At 65.7% G+C, this 21391-nt stretch carries 13 protein-coding genes, 2 tRNA genes and 3 rRNA genes; 12 read left to right on the top strand and 6 right to left on the bottom strand.

Going from position 1 to position 21391, the window contains the following annotated elements; all coding sequences use genetic code 11:
- Positions 1-59 precede the first annotated feature (59 nt).
- Positions 60-1871, bottom strand: coding sequence for a cobaltochelatase CobT-related protein (locus BpN12_RS01725; protein ID WP_246793562.1), 1812 nt, complete (start codon positions 1869-1871; stop codon positions 60-62).
- Between the two features lie 5 nt (positions 1872-1876).
- Entirely contained in the window at positions 1877-3085 is a 1209-nt protein-coding gene (locus BpN12_RS01730) for an AAA family ATPase (protein ID WP_246793563.1), read from the bottom strand.
- A 263-nt stretch (positions 3086-3348) separates the two neighbouring features.
- On the opposite strand from BpN12_RS01730, the gene BpN12_RS01735 reads away from it, so the two are divergent.
- Together BpN12_RS01735 and BpN12_RS01740 are read left to right on the top strand one after the other, a co-directional pair.
- The gene (locus tag BpN12_RS01735) at positions 3349-4023 is read left to right on the top strand and encodes an alpha/beta hydrolase (protein ID WP_246793564.1); all 675 of its coding nucleotides are present in this window, start codon (positions 3349-3351) and stop codon (positions 4021-4023) included.
- 183 nt (positions 4024-4206) lie between these two features.
- On the top strand, positions 4207-4968 hold the full coding sequence (locus tag BpN12_RS01740) for a 3-oxoacyl-ACP reductase (RefSeq protein WP_246793565.1): 762 nt from the start codon (positions 4207-4209) through the stop codon (positions 4966-4968).
- Positions 4969-5275: 307 nt separating this feature from the next.
- Here the strand turns inward: BpN12_RS01740 and BpN12_RS01745 are convergent, their stop codons facing one another.
- Positions 5276-6946 (bottom strand): lectin, encoded by a 1671-nt coding sequence (locus BpN12_RS01745; protein WP_246793566.1) that lies wholly within the window; start codon positions 6944-6946, stop codon positions 5276-5278.
- 256 nt (positions 6947-7202) lie between these two features.
- Positions 7203-8195: a LysR family transcriptional regulator gene (locus BpN12_RS01750; protein ID WP_246793567.1), complete on the bottom strand. Its 993-nt coding sequence runs from the start codon at positions 8193-8195 to the stop codon at positions 7203-7205.
- Between the two features lie 101 nt (positions 8196-8296).
- Here BpN12_RS01750 and BpN12_RS01755 point away from each other — a divergent pair, with 101 nt between their 5' ends.
- The 7 genes from BpN12_RS01755 to rrf all read left to right on the top strand — a co-directional run bounded on the left by BpN12_RS01755 (position 8297) and on the right by rrf (position 17439).
- A complete protein-coding gene (locus tag BpN12_RS01755) occupies positions 8297-9607 on the top strand; it encodes an MFS transporter (protein ID WP_246793568.1) in 1311 nt (436 codons plus the stop codon).
- A 185-nt stretch (positions 9608-9792) separates the two neighbouring features.
- Complete coding sequence (locus BpN12_RS01760) at positions 9793-11502, top strand: S10 family peptidase (RefSeq protein ID WP_246793569.1); 1710 nt, start codon at positions 9793-9795, stop codon at positions 11500-11502.
- 699 nt (positions 11503-12201) lie between these two features.
- Positions 12202-13734 (top strand): 16S ribosomal RNA (locus tag BpN12_RS01765).
- Between the two features lie 64 nt (positions 13735-13798).
- Positions 13799-13875 (top strand) — tRNA-Ile (locus tag BpN12_RS01770).
- Between the two features lie 38 nt (positions 13876-13913).
- A tRNA-Ala gene (locus BpN12_RS01775) sits at positions 13914-13989 on the top strand.
- Positions 13990-14306: 317 nt separating this feature from the next.
- Positions 14307-17186: ribosomal RNA gene (locus BpN12_RS01780) — 23S ribosomal RNA — on the top strand.
- A gap of 139 nt (positions 17187-17325) precedes the next feature.
- Positions 17326-17439: ribosomal RNA gene (gene rrf / locus BpN12_RS01785) — 5S ribosomal RNA — on the top strand.
- The 16S, 23S and 5S rRNA genes sit together here with 2 tRNA genes alongside, the layout of an rRNA operon.
- 92 nt (positions 17440-17531) lie before the next feature.
- Here the strand turns inward: rrf and BpN12_RS01790 are convergent.
- Positions 17532-18848, bottom strand: coding sequence for a PQQ-dependent sugar dehydrogenase (locus BpN12_RS01790; RefSeq protein ID WP_246793570.1), 1317 nt, complete (start codon positions 18846-18848; stop codon positions 17532-17534).
- A complete protein-coding gene (locus BpN12_RS01795) occupies positions 18841-19284 on the bottom strand; it encodes a DUF2231 domain-containing protein (protein ID WP_246793571.1) in 444 nt (147 codons plus the stop codon). The genes BpN12_RS01790 and BpN12_RS01795 overlap by 8 nt, the downstream gene beginning before the upstream one ends.
- A 58-nt stretch (positions 19285-19342) precedes the next feature.
- Here BpN12_RS01795 and BpN12_RS01800 point away from each other — a divergent pair, with 58 nt between their 5' ends.
- The 3 genes from BpN12_RS01800 (at position 19343) to BpN12_RS01810 (ending at position 21391) form a co-directional block, all read left to right on the top strand.
- Positions 19343-19666, top strand: coding sequence for a hypothetical protein (locus BpN12_RS01800; RefSeq protein WP_246793572.1), 324 nt, complete (start codon positions 19343-19345; stop codon positions 19664-19666).
- 209 nt (positions 19667-19875) lie between these two features.
- A complete protein-coding gene (locus tag BpN12_RS01805) occupies positions 19876-20874 on the top strand; it encodes a LysR family transcriptional regulator (protein WP_246793573.1) in 999 nt (332 codons plus the stop codon).
- Positions 20875-20935: 61 nt separating this feature from the next.
- Positions 20936-21391, top strand: coding sequence for a (2Fe-2S)-binding protein (locus tag BpN12_RS01810; protein WP_042627097.1), 456 nt, complete (start codon positions 20936-20938; stop codon positions 21389-21391).

A 21391-nucleotide genomic window follows, 5' to 3' on the forward strand; every position in this document is an offset into this window, starting at 1 on the left:
CCGGCGGCCGGCGCTTCGCCACGGGGCCGCCGCCGGAGACGCGTGCGCCATTGCTGCCCTCATCGCGCGCCGCGCACCCAGCCCGCGCGGCCGCGCTCGCCGAGCAGCGCGCGCCCCAGCGCCGCGAACGCGACGGCCGGCAGATCGGCCAGCCGTTCGACCACGGTGCTGGTCGGATAGAACGCCTCCACCGCGTCGTCGAGGATGCCCACGCCGATCAGCTCGATGCCGCGCGCGCCGATTTCGGCGATGCGCGCGCGCAGGTCGGCGCGCAGCCGGGCCGGGTCGCCGTCGCCGGTGGCCGGATAGCCGTCCGACAGCACCATCAGGATGCGCCGCCGCGCGCGGCGCGCGAGCAGCCGTTCGGCGGCCCAGGCGAGCGCCTCGCCGTCGGGGTTCTCGTGGCCGCATTCGATGCGCGCGAGTCCGCTCGGATTGTCCGAATCGAAGCGCTTGTAGATCTCCAGGTCGAGCCGCTCCACGAAGCGGTTGTGGCCGCGCGGCGAGTGGCCGGCGGCCAGCCAGGCCTGATGCCAGGCGCGCATCGCCGGCGCGTCGATCGAACTGTAGCCGAGCGCCTCGCAGGCGAAACCGAGCTGGGCGAGCGCATCGCAGAGCGCGGCGGCGCACAGGCGCGCGAGTTCGATCTTGCGGCCCGCCATCGAGCCGCTGCGGTCGATCAGCAGCGTGACGGCCGTGTCGCGCCCGGCCCGCGCGCGCCGCACGCGGAACGGCGTGCGATAGCCGGGCGAGGTGGCGAGGCGCGCGAGCGCGCGGCGATCGAGTTCGCCGCGTTCCTGCTCGCCGCGCCAGTGCAGCTGTTCGTCGGCTTCGAGCGCGCGCTCGAGCTGGGCCTTCAGGCGTGCGGTCTGCGCGCGGGCCGCGGCGCGCAGCTTGCGCCACGCGGTGGCGTCGCCGCTGCCGGTCAGGTCGGTGATCGTGTCGAACGCGGTGGTGATCGGGATCGACAGCGCCGGTGTGGTGTCGGCGCGGGCCGGGCGCGGCGCGGGGGCGCTGTCGCCGGCAGCGTCGGCGTCGGGGTCGGCCGGGGCGGTGTCGGCGAGCGTCGTCGCGCCGGGCTGCGCCGGATTGGTTGCGCGCGCATCGAGTGGATCGGGCGCGCCGGGTTCGTCTTCGGCGGCGAAGTCGTTCGCCACCTCGGCCATGCTCGCCGGGGAATCGAGCGTCGTCTCGCGATCGACGCCGATCATCATGTTGTTCGCGTCACCGCGCGCGAGCGCCCGGACCCGTTCGACGATTGCCGCCGCCGCGTCGATGCTGGCGGCCGTGGAGCGCGAGGCGCGTGCCGCGTCGATCAGCGCCGAGGCGGCGGCCAGCGTGGCGTCGAGCGAGGCGCTGCGCTCGGCCGGCGGTGGCGCCTCGCCGCGAAGCATGCGCGAGACGCGCCAGACGAAGCGCTCGCGCCAGCCGAGCTTCGGCCAGCGCAGGGCCGTCTCGCGCGCTGCCGCCTCGCGCTGGCGCGCCAGCAGCGGCGCGGCGCCGGGGAAGCGGGCCAGCAGCGCGAGGCTGGCGCGGTGGTCGTCGATCGTCTCCGCGAGCGCGCGCGTGACGTGCGAGGCGACGCGTGCGCGCCGTGCCGGCTCGCCGAAGCGCAGCCGCGCGGCGAGCAGGTCGACCCAGCCCGCCAGTTCGTCGGCGGACAGCGGCGCGCCGCCGGCGCTGGCCGGCACCACCAGCAGCGTGGACGCCGACGGCTCGCCGCCCGGCAACCGCGCCGGGCCGTCGTGCGAGATCCGCACCTGCACGGCGGCGTCGCCGGTCAGCACGCGCGCGAGCTTGCCGAGCCGCTCGCCCGGATCGTCGCCGGTGCCGGCCGGGGCGTTCGCGTTCATGCCGGCGGGATCGCGCATGGCCGTCACGCCGCGTCGAGATCGATGTGGTGGCGGATGATGTCGCGGATCAGCGCGGCATCGTCGAGGCTCACCTTCGCGTAGATGGTCGGGCCGGCCGCCTCTTCCGGGTCGCCGGTGCGCAGCATCAGGTCGGTCCAGTCGATCAGGCGCCGCGTCGAGAACGCGCTCGCCAGGTCGTCGCGCTCGAACGCGCGCCGGCAGGCCGCCGCGATCGCGGCGAGCGTGTCGGCCATCGCCGGGCTGACGCGCTCGCCGAAGGTCCGGCGCAGCACGGCGGCCTCGTCGGCCGGCGTCAGATAGTCGATCTCGTAGACGCGCCAGCGATCCAGGAACGCGTCGTTCATCACGTTCGCGCCCTGGTAGAGATGGCGGAAGCGGCTCATCGCGCCGGCCGCGTTGGCGGTCGCGAACAGGCGGAACGACGGATGCGGCGCGACGATCTCGTCGCCCTTCTCCTTCAGCAGCAGCCGGCCGCCCGGTTCGAGCACGGCGGTCAGCACGGCGAGGATCGCCGGCTCGGCGAAATCGACCTCGTCAACGATCAGCCAGAGCCCCTGGCGCATCGCGCCCGGCAGCACGCCGTCTACCCAGATCGTCGCGCCGCCCTTGACGGTCCAGAAGCCGACGAAGTCGCCCACCGTGGTCTGGCCGTTCATGTTCGCGCGCAGCACGCCGTGGCCGGAGTGCGCGGCCGTCTGCTCGATCAGGCTGGTCTTGCCGCTACCCGTGTGGCCGATCAGCAGCAGCCGGCGGTTTTCGACAATGTCGCGCAGCACGTTCGCGGCGCGCGCGCCGAACAGGTAGGCGGGGTTGCGCGCGGGCACCAGCGGGCCGCCCGCACCGGCCGGCAGCGTGACGCCGGCCAGCGTCGCGCCGGGCGGCGCGTCGGTGGCCGGTGTCCTGGCCGCTTGCGCGGTCGCGCGGGCCGCCGCGCGCAGTTCGCGCAGGAAGCCGGCCCGATGCGGCGGCGGCGCGCCCGTGGCATCCGCGTCACCGCGCGTGTAGCCTTCGCGCTGCCATTTGCGCAGCTTCGCGTCGAGGTTGTCGGGATCGACGACGGTGTCGATGTCGATCGCGCCGTCCGCGCGGCGGTGCTGGATGCGGAACAGGTGCGGGCGGTCCGAATGGCTGACGAGCCAGGCATCGTCGTCGCACGCATAGACGCCGACGGGCGACGCGTCGGAGGGGATCGGGGCGGGCTGGGTGGTCATCGGCGATTCGGACGGCGGCGCGGCACCGGTCGGCAAGGGAAGCCGTCATTGTGCTACGCGGCCCGCGGGCGCTGCAAAACCGTGGCCACGGCGCCGGTCGCTCGACAGGAACGCGGCCTCGCCTCGTCATTCGTTCCAAATAGGATTTAATGCATTTCTTCATGTTGATTTATTGCTTGACGAGATTGTTTCAGACTGGCGATCCTGCGTCGCGCGGCCGTGCCGCGCCGGCTGTCCCCATCTTCCGTGCGGAGCGATACGCGATGACCCCCGACCTGATCCAGGAACCGAGCTCGACGCTCGCCTACCGGCTGCGCCCGGCGCACGGCACGCCACGGGCGCGCCTGCTGCTGCTGCACGGCGTCGGCGGCAACGAAACCAATCTGATGGCGATGGCCGAGGCGCTCGACCCGCGCCTCGAACTGGGCTTCGTGCGCGGCCCGCTCACGCTTGGCCCCGGGCAATACGCATGGTTCCCGGTGCAGTTCGGGCCGAACGGTCCGTCGATCGACGCCGCGCGCGCCGATGCGAGCCGGCTCGCGCTGATCGGGCTGATCCGCGCGCTGCATGCCGCCGACGGCGCCGCGCCGCTGCCGACGCTGATCGGCGGCTTCAGCCAGGGCGGCATCATGAGCGCGAGCGTGGGCCTCAGCTCGCCCGCCGACGTGCGCGGCTTCGCGATCCTGAGCGGCCGCATCCTGCCCGAGATCGACGCGCATCTCGCCCCGCGCGAGGCGCTCGCGACGCTCGACGCCTTCATCGCGCACGGCGACGACGACGACAAGCTGCCGGTGTCGTGGGCCGAGCGCGCCGACGCGAAGCTGACCGGGCTGGGCGTGCCGCACGACACGCGCCGCTATCCGGTCGGCCACCAGCTGAGCGAGGCGATCGTCGCTGATTTCGCGGCGTGGGTGGCGCGCCGCGCCGGTCTCGACTGAGGTGCGCGGGCCGGCGATGCGGCTTGCGTTGCGCGCGGTGACGGTGGCGGGCGGCCGCCGTCCGGCCGATTCGCGAAGCCCGGCGCGGCGCGGCCTATCGCGCACCCGTTTGGCTTCGACACGATCGCGCGCCATCGCCCGTCGCGCGCGATAATCGCGCTTTTCGATCCGGAGGTCTCGCCGATGAAGCTGTCCGAACAATGGGTGCTCGTTACCGGTGGCGCGCGCGGGCTCGGCGCTGCGATCACGCGCGCGCTGGCGCGCGAGGGCGCGGGCGTCGTCATCAACTATCTGCACAGCGAGGCGGCGGCGCGCGAACTGGCCGCCGAACTCGGCCCGCGCGCGATCGCGCTGCAGGCCGACGTGACCGATGCGCAGGCGGTGGGCCGGCTGTTCGCCGAGGCGAGCGAGCGCGCCGGCGAGCCGGTACACGCGGTCGTCAACAATGCGCTCGCGAGTTTCCGTTTTGATGGCGATGCGCGTCCGACGCTTGGCGAGATCAGCTGGCAGCGCATGCAGCAGCAACTGGAAGGCGCGCTCAAGGGCGCGCTGAACACGATCCAGGCCGCGCTGCCCGGCATGCGCGAGCGCGGCTTCGGCCGGATCGTCAACGTGGGCACCAACCTGTTCCAGAATCCGGTGGTGCCCTATCACGACTACACGGCGTCGAAGGCCGCGCTGCTGTCGCTGACGCGCACCGCCGCGAACGATCTCGGCCCCGACGGCATCACCGTCAACATGGTGTCGGGCGGCCTGCTGCGCGCCACCGACGCGAGCCGCGCCACGCCCGAGGCCGTGTTCGAGATGATCGCCGGCTTCACGCCGCTGCGCCGCGTGACCTCGCCCGAGGAATTCGCCGACGCGGTGCTGTTCTTTTTGTCGCCGTGGTCGCGCGCGGTGACGGGGCAGAACCTGATCGTCGACGGCGGCCTCGTGAAGGGCTGACGGCCGCGGGTCGGCCGCGGCGCGTGAATGGAAGCCGGATGCGCCGCCGGAAGGCCCGCCGCGGGCGATGCGCGTGGCGGGTGGGTCCGGTCGTATTCATGAAGGGCCGGCCGGGCTTGTCGCTTCAGGCCGGCCGCCGGCCGCTCACGAAAACGACATGTCGAACGACCCCCACCGACCTGCGCAGCGTCGGTGATCAACTCAGCGCGCGCCCTTAATCGACGCTCACGACACGAGCAGGCCTGAACGCCCCCCACCCACCCGTGTAGCACCGGCGATCAACTCGCCGCGCGCTCTCAGCCGACGCTCACGACACCACCAGGTCGAACTGCTCCCACCCGCCCACCTGCGCGGCACCGGCGATCAGCTGGCCCTGGCCCGCGTTCGCCGCCGTCACGTAAAGCCCGTTGGCATGCGCGCGCAGCGCCACCGCGGCGCCCGTGAACGGCTGCACGATCAGGTCGAAGGTCTCCCACGGGCCGACCGCCGCGCGGTTCGCGATCAGCGCCGCGGCGCCGGCATTCTCGGCCGTCACGTAAAGCCCGTTGGCGTGCGAGCGCAGCGCCACCGCGCCGCCGCCCGCATCGACCAGGTCGAACTGTTCCCACGGCCCGATCGCGGTCCGGTTCGCGATCAGCGGCTGGCTGCCCGCGTTCTCGGCCGTCACGTAGAGGCTGTTGGTGCGCGAGCGCAGGCTGATGACAGTGGCGAGGCCCGTCGTGCTGTTCGTCACCGGCGCGGTCGGCCGCACCTGCGTGAGCGCCAGCGAGCCCTTCAGCATGCGGCCGCCGTCGCGCGTGAGGCGCAGGTAGTAATCCGGCGAGCAGGGCGTGCCGTCCTCGTCGAGGCTCAGGAAGCCCGAGCCGGCCGGCACGTCCTGCTGCGTCGCGGCCGTGTTGACGATCTGGTTGCCCTCGTTGTACTCGTCGAACATCGAGATGTAGAGGCCCGACACGCCGAGGTTCACGAGGTTGTAGAACTGCCGCCACATATAGTTGCCGTGCGCGCGCTGGCGCACCGACAGGTCGCCCGGCATCACGCAGGGCTGGTAGTCGATGCCGTGCGCGGCGCAATCGGCCTGGTCGGCCGCGGCCACTTCCACCGCGAACGCGTTCGCGTCGGCGATCGAGCCGATCGCGCCGATCATCCACGGCGAGATCATGTCGAACTGATGGAACACGTCGAGGAAGTTCGGCCGCACCGATTCGCCGGTGCGCCAGCGCGTGGGCACGCCGCCGATCACGTAGCAGCCCTGGCTCTTGAACCACTGGATCACGTCGGCGCAGGCGGCGGCGTCGAACGGATGGTTCGCGTCGTCGAAGCCGAAGCCCCAGATGCAGACCACCGGCTTGCCGTTCTGGCGCGCGTAGGCCGACGACGCCGTGTAGGCCGACATCTTCGCGGTCCAGTCCTGCTTGATCTGCGTCTGCATGCTGGTCCAGCCAGTCACGTCATACATGATGTAGAACTTGCGGCCGTAGGTTTCGGCGGCCTGGCGCACGTGGGCGGCGGCCGCGTCGCGCGTGGCGCCCTCGCCCGAGAACGGGTTGAAGCGCTGCAGCGCGGCCGTGTCGATCTCGTTCTGCTGCATCCAGCTGAATTGCAGGTTGACCGTGTCGAGGTCGTATTGCGAGAACAGCGTAGCCGGCGCGCCGCTGTTGAGCGGGCTGAATGCCGTCGGATAGGTGTGCGTGTAGCCCTGCATGTCGGGCCAGGCCTTGATCGCGTTGTTGGCGGGCGAGGGCACCGCGGCCCAGTTGCCGGCCCAGTGCCACCAGCCGTTGATCGGCGCGCCGTCGCCGATCGCCGCGAACCAGCCTTGGTAGCCCACCGTCACCTTGCCGACGACGTCGCCGGCGCCACTCGCCGCCGCGCGCCGCGTCGCGGCCAGCGCGCGCGTGAGGCCGCGCGCATCGAGCGCACCGACGGCGAGTGCCGCCGCGCCGCTTTTCAGAATCGAACGACGTGAAATCGTCATGACCAAATCCCTCGTGATGTTGTGATGTCTTGATTGGAAGGCGGGCGCGTGGCGTGGTGGCATGCCGGCGCCGCGCCGAGGCGATCATCGCGAGGCGTGCCGTTTACCGCTCGGCGCGATCCGAATGCCGGACGGGGAATCCGAAGCGGCGCGAGCGGGTGGTGCGGGGCGGGGTTGGTGGCGGTGCTGGATCGGGTGGCGCGGTGGGTGATGGTGATGTCGGGGCGGGCGGGAAGAAAGGCGGCGCGAGCGCGCCTCAGCCCAGCGTCTGCGTCCCGTCGGCCACGAGCCCAGGCACCGCCTCGCGCATCGCCGCCACGAAGCGCAGCAGCCGCGACGGATAGAACCGCGCGTGCGGATAGGTCAGATAGGCCGGCAGCGGCGCGGCCTGCCAGTCGGGCGCGACGTGGACGAGGCGGCCCGCCGCGAGATCGTCGGCGAGCAGCCACGCGGAGCTGATGCCGATGCCCATCCCGTGCAGCATCGCGCTGCGCATCGCGAACAGATTGTCGGTGCTCATGCGCGGCTGGATCGTGAAGCGCCGCGTCTCGCCCGTGCCGCGATGCGTGAGCGCGACCTCGTTGCGGTAATAGGTGCGCAGCGAGAGCCAGGTCAGCGTGGCGAGTTCCTCGGGGGTCTCGGGGATGCGGCCGCCGGCGAGCATCGACGGCGCGGCCACCACGATCCTCGACACGTTGGCGAGCTTGACCGTGACCACCGACGGATCGGTCGGCCGGCCGATCTGGATCGCGCAGTCGATGCCGTTGCCGATGAAGTCGCGGACCTCGTCCTGCAGCAGCCATTCGACGGTCACGCGCGGATGCTCGCGCAGGAAGCGCATCAGCGGCTCGACGAAGATCTCCTGGCCGAACGCGTGCGGCACCGTCACCCGCAGCGGGCCTTCGGGCTCCTGCTGCGCGCCGCGCAGGTCGGCCTCGAACGAGGCCCAGCTCGCGAGCAGATCCTTCGCGCGCTTGAAGGCGCGCTCGCCGTCCACGGTCAGCCGCATCGTATGCGTCGAGCGATGCAGCAGGCGCACGCCGAGCGAGCGCTCGAGCGCCTGCAGGCGCCGGCTGACGGTGGGCTGGGTGGTCCGCAGCAGCGCCGCCGCCGCCGACAGGCTGCCCGATTCCACTATACGAACGAAGGTTTCCATCAGCTGGAAACGATAACCAGCATCACCGGGCGACGCTTCCAGTGCCCGGGAACGGCCGCTCGGGGCCGGCGTGACAGGGGTTTTGGCGCTCATGCGCTGAGCGTATAACAAATGTGCGGGCGGTGCTACTACCGGGATCGGACGCCCCCAATCACACTCGCGTTCCAGATTCAAGACGACCCGGAACCGCACCCATGACCTCGACCTGTGACCTCGACTCCGCCGCCGGCGGCAGCTGCGAAGCGGTGCTGCCGGCCGCCGCCGCGACCTATGCGCCGCGCGCGGCCGAGCCCGCCGCACCGGCACCCGCGCATGCGCATGCCGCGCACGGCCAGCCGTCCGTGCTGACGCCGCGCCTCGTGCTGCTGCTGGCCGCCGCCGCCGGTCTCGGCGTGGCGCCGCTCTATTACAGCCAGCCGATGCTCGGCGTGCTGGGGCCGGACATCGGCGCCTCCGAGCGTGCGGTCGGATTCGTGCCGACGCTCACGCAGCTCGGCTATGCGCTCGGCATCCTGCTGCTCGCGCCGCTCGGCGATCGCTACGACCGACGCCGCGTGATCCTCGTCAAGGCCGCCGTGCTGGTTGGCGCGCTGCTGCTCGCCGCGCTCGCACCGTCGATCGGCTTCCTGCTCGCCGCGAGCTTCGCGGTGGGGCTCGCGGCGACGCTCGCGCAGGACGTGGTGCCGGCCGGCGCGACGCTTGCGCCCGACGCGCATCGCGGCAAGGTGGTCGGCACCGTGATGACGGGGCTGCTGCTCGGCATCCTGCTCTCGCGCGTGGTGGCCGGCGTGCTGGCCGGCAGCCTCGGCTGGCGCGCGACCTTCGTGTTCGCGGCGCTCAGCGTCGCCGTGATCGGCGTGGCCGCCGCGCGCGGGCTGCCGAGCTTCCGGCCCACCACGCAGCTGCCGTATCGCGAACTGATCGCTTCGCTCGGCCATCTGTGGCGCCGCCATCCGGCGCTGCGCCGCGCCGCGTTCGCGCAGGGGATCCTCTCGATCGGTTTCAGCGCGTTCTGGACCACGCTTGCCGTGATGCTGCACGGCGCGCCGTTCCATCTCGGCAGCGCGGCGGCCGGTGCGTTCGGCCTGGCCGGCGCCTCGGGCGCGCTGGCCGCGCCGCTCGCCGGCCGGCTGGCCGACCGCCGCGGCGCGGAATCCGTGACGCGGCTCGGCATCGGCGTGGCCACCGTGTCGTTCGCGGCGATGGGGCTCGCGCCGCTGATGCCGGTGTCGGGCCAACTGGCGCTGATCGCGCTGTGTACGGTCGGCTTCGATCTCGGCTTCCAGTCCACGCTGATCGCGCACCAGACGATCGTCTACGGCATCGACCCGGCCTCGCGCAGCCGGCTCAACGCGGTGCTGTTCGTCGGCATGTTCATCGGCATGTCGGGCGGCGCGGCGCTCGGCACGCTGCTGTTCGCGCAGTGGGGCTGGACGGCGGTGGTCGTGATGGCCGTGGCGACCTCGCTCGTGGCGCTGGCGGTGAGGGGGTGGCGGCGCGCGTGAATGCCGGCGCGCCGTCAGGCGTAACGACAGACACGATGACGGGCGGGCCGCAGGGCTCGCCCGTTTGCGTTGGATGCCACGTTCGATGCCGCGCGCGCGGAAAGCCGGGGCAGCGGTCGCGCGCGCGTTGACGCCCGTGCGCGATCTGTCGACAATCCGCAGACCATCCGCCGATCGAGGTCGTCATGTCGTTTCGCCTGAATGTCGTGTCGCGTCGCTTGAGCTGGCTGATTGCAATCCTGGCGACGACGGCGGGGCCGGGCTCCGCGTTCGCGGCGGATTCGGCCGGGCCGGCGGCGGCATCGGCGGCATCGGCGGTCGAGCCCGCGCGTGCATCCAGCGTGCCGCCGCCGGCTCGCGCCCGGTCCGCACCGGCACCGGCCTCGCAGGCGGACGCCTCGCATCGAGCCGCCGCGCCCGATGCCCACCGGCCCGACGACATCCATCCGGCGCAGAACGATGGCGCGTTCGTGCCGGTCCCGCCCGAGGCGGCGTCGGTCACGCGCCATTCGATCCGTCTCGACGGCCGCACGCTCGACTACACCGCGACGGCCGGCAACCTGCTGCTGCGCGACGACGCCGGCCAGGCCACGGCCAGCGTCTTCTATATTGCTTACACGGCCAACGGCAAGCGGCCCGGCGAACGCCCCGTGACGTTCCTGTTCAACGGCGGCCCGGGCGCAGGCAGCGTGTTCCTGATGATGGGCTCGTTCGGCCCGAAGCGCGCGCGCACCGCGAGCCCGGCCGTCAGCGGGCCGGCGCCCTACGATCTCGCCGACAATCCCGACAGCTTGCTCGGCCAGACCGATCTGGTGTTCATCGACGCCGTCGGCGCCGGCTTCTCGCGCACGGTCGGCCACGCGACGGGCAAGGCGTTCTGGAGCGTCGACGGCGATCTCGACGCGTTCGATCATTTCATCGAGCGTTACCTGACCGTCAACCAGCGCTGGAATTCGCCGAAGTATCTGCTCGGCGAGTCGTATGGCACCGCGCGGGCCGCGATGCTGGCCTACCGCCTGAACCAGAGCAACATCGCGCTGAACGGCGTGATCCTGATGTCGTCCGTGCTCGATTCGGCGGCGTTCTCGCCCGGCTCCGATTTCGAGAGCGAAAGTTATTTGCCGACCTTCGCGGCGATCGCCTGGTATCACGACCGGCTGCGGCCGAAGCCGCCGAGCCTGCCCGCCTTCCTCGACGAGGTGCGGGCGTTCGCGCGCGGCCCGTATGAGCAGGCGCTCGCACAGGGCGACGCGCTGCCGGACGCCGAGCGCGATGCGATCGCCGCGCGGATCGCCCAATACACCGGCGTCGACGCGCAATACATCAAGGAGGCGAGATTGCGGGTCGGGCCGACGCGTTTTCGCAAGCAGTTGCTGCGCGGCGAGTCGCGCAGCCTCGGCCGCTACGACGCTCGCTTCGAGGGCATCGACTACGACGATGCCGGCGAGCATCCCGATTTCGATGCGTCGGCGGCGAGCATTTCGAGCGTGTTCGACGCGGCGCTGCATCAGCATCTGGCGAACGGTCTCGATTACCGTCCGGCCGACCGCTATCGCGTGTTCAACGACGCGGCGCTGGTGCAATGGGACTGGAAGCATCGCGAGTGGTGGGGCGAGCGGCTGGCCGTGCCCTACGCGGCCGGCGATCTGGCCGAGGCGATGCGGCAGAACCCGAAGCTGCGCGTGATGTCGCTGAACGGCTATTTCGATCTGGCGACGCCGTTCTACGCGACCGAATATGCGCTCTCGCATCTCGGCATCGAGCGTTCGCTGCAGGCCAACGTCGAGATCCGCCATTACCCGACCGGCCACATGATCTATCTCGATGACGCGGCGCTGCACGCGATGAAGGTCGATCTCGCGCGTTTCTATCAGGGAGAACAGCGCACTAACTGAAAGCGGTGATGAAGGCAACGGCCGCCAGGCATTGCATGAATGTCGACGGCGAACTGGATCGCTCGATGAACGTAAGCGGACGTCGCTCGGGGTGTCGTGCAGGTATCGTGATCGTTGCATCCGCAACCTGATTTCGCGCTCCTTCCGCATTTCTTCTTTTGCTATCAAAGGCTTGTTGACAAGGGCGCCGCGTGAGCGGCGCCCTTGGCCGTTTTTTTCTGCCGATTCTTCACGAAAGGGCTTGCAGGAAGCGGGATCGGTGCTTAGAATCACGCCTCTTTCGCGCTAACGGAAACGCGGCGCGGAAGGGGAAGCTAGGCAGGACAAACGCAGCGCCGAAAGTCGGCTGCTTGTTGGTTCTGTCGAAGGGAAGTGATCAACGCGGGTTGTTGATCGCAGCGAGAAAAAAGTAGTTGACGCGCTGCGAAATGTTGATCATAATCTCGCTTCTCTGCTGCTGAAAACGCAGCGCCGCTGAGAAAGCCGGCAAGTCCGGTCAGCTTGGTGGAAACGCTCTTTAAAAATTAACAGCCGATAAGTGTGGACGCTTGATCGACGCGGTCCTGATCTCCGGATCAGGTCAGCAAAAGTATCAAGAGTCTCACACAAAAGTAAGTCAGGTTCATGAAGCAATTCATAACCTGTCAGCTTTGAGTGAGCGACCGGTTCTTAACCGAACCGAAAACAGTAACAGGTATTGAACTGAAGAGTTTGATCCTGGCTCAGATTGAACGCTGGCGGCATGCCTTACACATGCAAGTCGAACGGCAGCACGGGTGCTTGCACCTGGTGGCGAGTGGCGAACGGGTGAGTAATACATCGGAACATGTCCTGTAGTGGGGGATAGCCCGGCGAAAGCCGGATTAATACCGCATACGATCTACGGATGAAAGCGGGGGATCTTCGGACCTCGCGCTATAGGGTTGGCCGATGGCTGATTAGCTAGTTGGTGGGGTAAAGGCCCACCAAGGCGACGATCAGTAGCTGGTCTGAGAGGACGACCAGCCACACTGGGACTGAGACACGGCCCAGACTCCTACGGGAGGCAGCAGTGGGGAATTTTGGACAATGGGCGAAAGCCTGATCCAGCAATGCCGCGTGTGTGAAGAAGGCCTTCGGGTTGTAAAGCACTTTTGTCCGGAAAGAAATCCTGAGGGCTAATATCCTTCGGGGATGACGGTACCGGAAGAATAAGCACCGGCTAACTACGTGCCAGCAGCCGCGGTAATACGTAGGGTGCAAGCGTTAATCGGAATTACTGGGCGTAAAGCGTGCGCAGGCGGTTTGTTAAGACCGATGTGAAATCCCCGGGCTCAACCTGGGAACTGCATTGGTGACTGGCAAGCTAGAGTATGGCAGAGGGGGGTAGAATTCCACGTGTAGCAGTGAAATGCGTAGAGATGTGGAGGAATACCGATGGCGAAGGCAGCCCCCTGGGCCAATACTGACGCTCATGCACGAAAGCGTGGGGAGCAAACAGGATTAGATACCCTGGTAGTCCACGCCCTAAACGATGTCAACTAGTTGTTGGGGATTCATTTCCTTAGTAACGTAGCTAACGCGTGAAGTTGACCGCCTGGGGAGTACGGTCGCAAGATTAAAACTCAAAGGAATTGACGGGGACCCGCACAAGCGGTGGATGATGTGGATTAATTCGATGCAACGCGAAAAACCTTACCTACCCTTGACATGGTCGGAATCCTGAGGAGACTCGGGAGTGCTCGAAAGAGAACCGATACACAGGTGCTGCATGGCTGTCGTCAGCTCGTGTCGTGAGATGTTGGGTTAAGTCCCGCAACGAGCGCAACCCTTGTCCTTAGTTGCTACGCAAGAGCACTCTAAGGAGACTGCCGGTGACAAACCGGAGGAAGGTGGGGATGACGTCAAGTCCTCATGGCCCTTATGGGTAGGGCTTCACACGTCATACAATGGTCGGAACAGAGGGTCGCCAACCCGCGAGGGGGAGCTAATCCCAGAAAACCGATCGTAGTCCGGATTGCACTCTGCAACTCGAGTGCATGAAGCTGGAATCGCTAGTAATCGCGGATCAGCATGCCGCGGTGAATACGTTCCCGGGTCTTGTACACACCGCCCGTCACACCATGGGAGTGGGTTTTACCAGAAGTGGCTAGTCTAACCGCAAGGAGGACGGTCACCACGGTAGGATTCATGACTGGGGTGAAGTCGTAACAAGGTAGCCGTATCGGAAGGTGCGGCTGGATCACCTCCTTTCTCGAGCTAATACCGCAAACATTGAGCGTTCACGCTTATCGGCTGTTGATCAAGACAGACTCAGGGGTCTGTAGCTCAGTCGGTTAGAGCACCGTCTTGATAAGGCGGGGGTCGTTGGTTCGAATCCAACCAGACCCACCAATTGTCTGGCGGTAGTCCTGAGAAGTCTCTGTACACATGGGGGCATAGCTCAGCTGGGAGAGCACCTGCTTTGCAAGCAGGGGGTCGTCGGTTCGATCCCGTCTGCCTCCACCAATCTTCAATAAAGAAGGCTTGGACCAAGAATGCTTGGACCCGAGGTTTCCTTATTGGCGATTGAGCCAGTCAGAGGATAAGTCACACGTTGCACTTATCGGCTGTCGTTCTTTAACAATCTAGAAGAAGTAGTAATTTGGATAGCGGAAGCGCTTATTTGAGATGGGCGTGGAAACTATCCGGGTTGTGATTGTATCGATGTATCTCAAGATGATTCGAACTTAAATGTTCGGCTCGATTGGAATACGGCACAAATGCGAGAACTCAACCTGTAACGACTGTCCTCTCCCTCGGGAGGCGAGACAGACCCGTTATAGGGTCAAGCGAACAAGTGCATGTGGTGGATGCCTTGGCGATCACAGGCGATGAAGGACGCGGTAGCCTGCGAAAAGCTACGGGGAGCTGGCAAACAAGCTTTGATCCGTAGATGTCCGAATGGGGAAACCCACTCCTTTTGGAGTATCCATAGCTGAATACATAGGCTATGTGAAGCGAACGCGGTGAACTGAAACATCTAAGTAACCGCAGGAAAAGAAATCAACCGAGATTCCCAAAGTAGTGGCGAGCGAAATGGGAAGAGCCTGTACTCTTTATTTGTATTGTTAGCCGAACGCTCTGGAAAGTGCGGCCATAGCAGGTGATAGCCCTGTAGGCGAAAACAGTATGAAAGAACTAAGTGTACGACAAGTAGGGCGGGACACGTGAAATCCTGTCTGAAGATGGGGGGACCATCCTCCAAGGCTAAATACTCGTGATCGACCGATAGTGAACCAGTACCGTGAGGGAAAGGTGAAAAGAACCCCGGGAGGGGAGTGAAATAGATCCTGAAACCGCATGCATACAAACAGTCGGAGCCTCGTAAGGGGTGACGGCGTACCTTTTGTATAATGGGTCAGCGACTTACGTTCAGTAGCAAGCTTAACCGAATAGGGCAGGCGTAGCGAAAGCGAGTCCGAATAGGGCGTTCAGTTGCTGGGCGTAGACCCGAAACCAAGTGATCTATCCATGGCCAGGATGAAGGTGCGGTAACACGTACTGGAGGTCCGAACCCACTAACGTTGAAAAGTTAGGGGATGAGCTGTGGATAGGGGTGAAAGGCTAAACAAACTTGGAAATAGCTGGTTCTCTCCGAAAACTATTTAGGTAGTGCCTCGTGTCTCACCTTCGGGGGTAGAGCACTGTCATGGTTGGGGGGTCTATTGCAGATTACCCCGCCATAGCAAACTCCGAATACCGAAGAGTGCAATCACGGGAGACAGACATCGGGTGCTAACGTCCGGTGTCAAGAGGGAAACAACCCAGACCGCCAGCTAAGGTCCCCAAATATAGCTAAGTGGGAAACGAAGTGGGAAGGCTAAAACAGTCAGGAGGTTGGCTTAGAAGCAGCCACCCTTTAAAGAAAGCGTAATAGCTCACTGATCGAGTCGTCCTGCGCGGAAGATGTAACGGGGCTAAGCTATATACCGAAGCTGCGGATGCGTGCTTGCACGCATGGTAGGAGAGCGTTCCGTAAGCCTGCGAAGGTGCATTGTAAAGTGTGCTGGAGGTATCGGAAGTGCGAATGCTGACATGAGTAGCGATAAAGGGGGTGAAAGGCCCCCTCGCCGTAAGCCCAAGGTTTCCTACGCAACGTTCATCGGCGTAGGGTGAGTCGGCCCCTAAGGCGAGGCAGAAATGCGTAGCTGATGGGAAGCAGGTCAATATTCCTGCACCATTGTTAAATGCGATGGGGGGACGGATCGCGGAAGGTTGTCCGGGTGTTGGAAGTCCCGGTCGCTGCATTGGAGAAGGCGCTTAGGCAAATCCGGGCGCGGAATTCAAGGGTGTGGCGCGAGCTTCTTAGGAAGCGAAGCAATCGGAAGTGGTTCCAAGAAAAGCCTCTAAGCTTCAGTTTAACAGTGACCGTACCGCAAACCGACACAGGTGGGCGAGATGAGTATTCTAAGGCGCTTGAGAGAACTCGGGAGAAGGAACTCGGCAAATTGGTACCGTAACTTCGGGATAAGGTACGCCCCTGTAGCTTGACTGGCCTGCGCCAGAAGGGTGAAGGGGTTGCAATAAACTGGTGGCTGCGACTGTTTAATAAAAACACAGCACTCTGCAAACACGAAAGTGGACGTATAGGGTGTGACGCCTGCCCGGTGCCGGAAGATTAAATGATGGGGTGCAAGCTCTTGATTGAAGTCCCGGTAAACGGCGGCCGTAACTATAACGGTCCTAAGGTAGCGAAATTCCTTGTCGGGTAAGTTCCGACCTGCACGAATGGCGTAACGATGGCCACACTGTCTCCTCCCGAGACTCAGCGAAGTTGAAGTGTTTGTGATGATGCAATCTCCCCGCGGCTAGACGGAAAGACCCCATGAACCTTTACTGTAGCTTTGCATTGGACTTTGAACCGATCTGTGTAGGATAGGTGGGAGGCTATGAAACCGGAACGCTAGTTTCGGTGGAGCCGTCCTTGAAATACCACCCTGGTTTGTTTGAGGTTCTAACCTTGGCCCGTGATCCGGGTCGGGGACAGTGCATGGTAGGCAGTTTGACTGGGGCGGTCTCCTCCCAAAGTGTAACGGAGGAGTACGAAGGTACGCTAGGTACGGTCGGAAATCGTGCTGATAGTGCAATGGCATAAGCGTGCTTAACTGCGAGACCGACAAGTCGAGCAGGTGCGAAAGCAGGTCATAGTGATCCGGTGGTTCTGTATGGAAGGGCCATCGCTCAACGGATAAAAGGTACTCTGGGGATAACAGGCTGATACCGCCCAAGAGTTCATATCGACGGCGGTGTTTGGCACCTCGATGTCGGCTCATCTCATCCTGGGGCTGTAGCCGGTCCCAAGGGTATGGCTGTTCGCCATTTAAAGAGGTACGTGAGCTGGGTTTAAAACGTCGTGAGACAGTTTGGTCCCTATCTGCCGTGGGCGTTGGATATTTGAAGGGGGCTGCTCCTAGTACGAGAGGACCGGAGTGGACGAACCTCTGGTGTACCGGTTGTCACGCCAGTGGCATCGCCGGGTAGCTATGTTCGGAAGAGATAACCGCTGAAAGCATCTAAGCGGGAAACTCGCCTTAAGATGAGATATCCCCGGGGACTTGATCCCCTTGAAGGGTCGTTCGAGACCAGGACGTTGATAGGTCAGGTGTGTAAGCGCAGTAATGCGTTCAGCTAACTGATACTAATTGCCCGTAAGGCTTGATCCTATAACCGGTCTGTTTTGCACCAACATCCTTGGTGCGCAGCGGTTGGATGCTCGACATGTCGTGCCATACAAGCACAACCCAACACTACTTCTTCCAGATTGGTCGTGGCGCTCAACCAGCGACGCGACAACCCCTTTAGCCTGATGACCATAGCGAGTCGGTCCCACCCCTTCCCATCCCGAACAGGACCGTGAAACGACTCTACGCCGATGATAGTGCGGATTGCCCGTGTGAAAGTAGGTAATCGTCAGGCTTCCTCTTCGAAACCCCCGCTGCCCAGGCAGTGGGGGTTTTGTCTTTTCCAGACGCAAAAACGCCGGACCAATGGCCCGGCTTCGGTGCGATCTAACGCGCCTTCGTCACCCGCCATACCGAATCGCCCACGTCGTCGGCGATGATCAAGCCGCCATCGCCATCCTGCGTGATCCCGACTGGCGCACCATGCAACTGCTTTTCGTCATCGGAGACGAAGCCGGTCACCACCGGTTTCGGCGCGCCGGTCGGCTTGCCATTCTCGAACGGCACGTAGACCACCGCGTAGCCGCTCAATGGCGACCGGTCCCAGCTGCCGTGCTCGCCGATGAAGGCGCCGCCGCGGTACTCGGCCGGCAGGTTGTTGCCGGTATAGAACCACAGGCCGAGCGGCGCGACGTGCGAGCCGATCGCATAGTCGGGGCTGATCGCCTTGGCCACCAGATCCGGCCGCTGCGGCATCACGCGTGAATCGACATGCTGTCCGTAATAGCTGTACGGCCAGCCATAGAAGCCGCCCTCCTGCACCGACGTCAGATAGTCCGGCACCAGGTCCGCGCCGATTTCATCGCGCTCGTTCGCGATGGCCCAGAGCTTGCCTGTCTTCGGCTCCCACTGCAGCCCGGTCGGATTGCGGATGCCCGAGGCGAACACACGGCTCGCGCCGCTGGCCACGTCGACCTCGAGCACGACCGCGCGCCGGTATTCCACGTCGAGGCCGTTTTCCCCGACGTTGCTGTTCGAGCCGACACCGACATAGAGCTTCTTGCCGTCGGGGCTCGCCAGCAGCGACTTGGTCCAGTGATGGTTGATGGTGCTCGGCAGGTCGGCCAGCTCGACGCCGGGCGCGGCGATCGTCGTCTGGCCCGGCGTATACGGGAATTTCAGCAGCGCATCGGTGTCGGCGACATAGAGCGTGTCGCCGATCAACTGCACGCCGAACGGCGAATGCAGCTTGTCGATGAACAGGTACTTGTCCCATCCGCCGCCGCCGGCCTTGCGGCGCAGCAGCGTGATCCGGTTGCCGCCCGGCGCGCCCTTGCCGGCGCGGCTCGTCACCATGCCGGCGATCAGCTGCTTCGGTGTGGTCACGGGCTCCGTCCTCGGGCTGTTCGCCTCGACCACGAGGATGTCCTGGTTCGGCAGCACGTAGACCTGCCGCGGATGCTGGAGGCCGCCCGCGATCTTCTCGATGGCGAGCCCGGCCGCCACCTTCGGCACCTGACCATCCTGCCAGCCGACGCCCTTCGGCACCTGGATCGGCGGCACGATGAAGTTTTGCGCGCCCGGCAGCGGCGGGTTCGCGCCCGCCTGGTGCTCGGGATCGTACCTGGCTTTCTCGCTGCACGCGCCGAACAGCAGGGCGATGGCGAACGCGAGGGCGGTGGCGGCTCCGATGCGCTTATTCATGGCCGACCTCCTGCACCGCGAACTTGCCGAGCGCGAGCGTGAGTTGAGCGAGGCCGAGCAGCACGACCGTGATGACCGACAGGATCACGTTCTCCGGCACGATCGCATAGGCATCGCGGCTGTGGACGAACGCGTTGGCGATCGCGGCGATGATGCCCACCAGGTTCAGCCAGAAATCGAGGCGCTCGACGCGCAGCACGGGATGGCGCGACGGCAGCCAGACATGGCCGAGATTGAGCAGGCGCGGAACGATCGCGATCACGAGCCCGATGCTGACCTGCCATGCGGCCCCTTTGGCCCACAGGATGTCCGCGGTGTTGGCGTAGAGGATGTCGAAGATCAGCGTGCCGACGAACAGGCCATACGGGATCGGATTGAGCAGATCGAAGACCGCGGTGGCCAGCCGCGATCGATATCTCGGGCGATAAGGCGTCATGGAATGGTCCTTTTTCCGGAGAAGACGGGATGCAATGTGAAGCGCACGGACAACACCGATGGCGCGACGCGATCCGCCGTTGCAACGGGCGGGACATGGCGATGTCGGCTCTCAGGCTCTGAAGATCGATGCAGCGACACGGCGCGAGGCAGGCATGCCGCGCCGCGACCGGGCAGGACGACGAAGGAAGGACCCGGTCATTGCCAATATAGACGACGTCGCGCGGATGCGTATTGCAGCGGGATTGCGGCCTGACCACGGGGTCCACGCTGAATCGCAGCAAATCGACGCCAGGCGCAACCGATTCGTCCTCGACGAGGCGGCACCGCGAGATCGATGCACGCGCAACAATTCCTCCGCATCGACGGAGGACGCCCGGTAGCCGGAGATAGCGCTATAGCGGAAACAATATAGCGCGGTGTGTTGATAGCCGTATTGTCACTCAATGCTTTCATCCGAAAAAAGCCGCATTTTCGGCATGCTCTTATGAAGACCATTCATCAATGTCTGTGCGATGATGCGCCGTCTGGTCGCACCCCCACGCGACATTGCCGGCCCGTTGCGCCGGTTGCTTTTCCGGAGCGACGTCGAATGCCTACGCTCGAGAACATGCGCCTGTTCGTGAAGGTGGTCGAGACAGGCAGCTTCACGAAGGCCGCGCAGTCGGCCTTTGTTGCAACGCCACAGGTCTCGCGCGCGATCTCGTCCCTCGAAGCCCAGCTGCGCGTGCGGCTGCTCAATCGCACCACGCGACGCGTGGCGCTGACCGAAGCCGGCGAGCGCTATCTCGCCCACTGCCGGCAGATTCTCGATCTGGTCGATGAAGCCGAGGCGGAGGCCTCGGGCGCCGTGCGCTGCGCGTCGGGCCGCCTGCGCGTGCATGCGAGCGCGGGCTTCGGCCGCCACTATCTCGTGCCGCGTCTTTCGCGCTACCGCGAGTGCTATCCGGAAGTCACGATCGACCTCACGCTCGCACAGCGCATGCCCGATCTGGTCGAGGAAGGCTTCGATCTCGCGCTCGTCGTCGCCAACGAACTCGACGATTCGACGCTGATCGCCGAGCGCATCGGCACCAGCCACAGCGTGCTGTGCGCGGCGCCCGCCTATCTGGCGCGCGCCGGCGTGCCGGCCTCGGTGGCGGACCTCGACCATCATGCCTGCCTGCAACTGGTGGTGCCGAACGCGCCGGCCGGCAGCTGGGCGCTGGAAGGCCCGGTGTCGTCCGCCACCTTCACGCCCGCGCAGCCCTGGCCGTTCGTCGTCAACATCGCCGACGCGATGGCCGACGCGCTGCGCTCGGGCATGGGGATCGGCCCGCTGCCGGTGTGGACCGCGCTCGACGGGCTGCGCGACGGCACGCTCGCGCGCGTGCTGCCGGGCTGGCGGCTGCGCTCGCACGGCATCCACGCGCTCTATCCGTCGCGCCGGCATCTCGAGGCGAAGGTGCGTACCTTCATCGATCACCTGCGCAGCGTGGTGCCGCCGCTGCTCGAACTCGAAACGCATGCACTGAACCGCTTCACGCAATCCCACGCGGTGCCCGCTACGCATCCGCAGCCGCAGCGAGATCTGACCGACTGCGACGCCTGATCCGCCCCAAGCCTTGCCGCGACACGCTCCAACCATTCCCCCACAAAACCGGGAGCTTTCGATGACCACGTTGAACATCAATGGCGTGACGCACAGCGTCGACGCGCCCGACGACATGCCCCTGCTCTGGGTACTGCGCGACCTCGTCGGCCTGACCGGCACGAAATTCGGCTGCGGCATCGCCCAGTGCGGCGCCTGCACCGTCCACCTCGACGGCGAGGCCGCGCGCTCGTGCGTGCTGCCGGTGGCCGCCGTGGCCGGCCGCAAGATCACCACGATCGAGGCGGTCGGCATGACGCCGGTGGGCGCGAAGGTCCAGCAGGCGTGGCGCAAGCTCGACGTGGTGCAGTGCGGCTACTGCCAGTCGGGGCAGGTGATGGCGGCCGCCTCGCTGCTGGCCTCGAACCCGCACCCGAACGACGCCGACATCGACGCGGCGATGGCGGGCAACATCTGCCGCTGCGGCACCTACAACCGGATTCGCGCGGCGATCAAGCTGGCCGCGCGGGAGGCCTGA

This window comes from Burkholderia perseverans (assembly GCF_022870505.1).
Classification (GTDB): Bacteria; Pseudomonadota; Gammaproteobacteria; order Burkholderiales; family Burkholderiaceae; genus Burkholderia; species Burkholderia plantarii.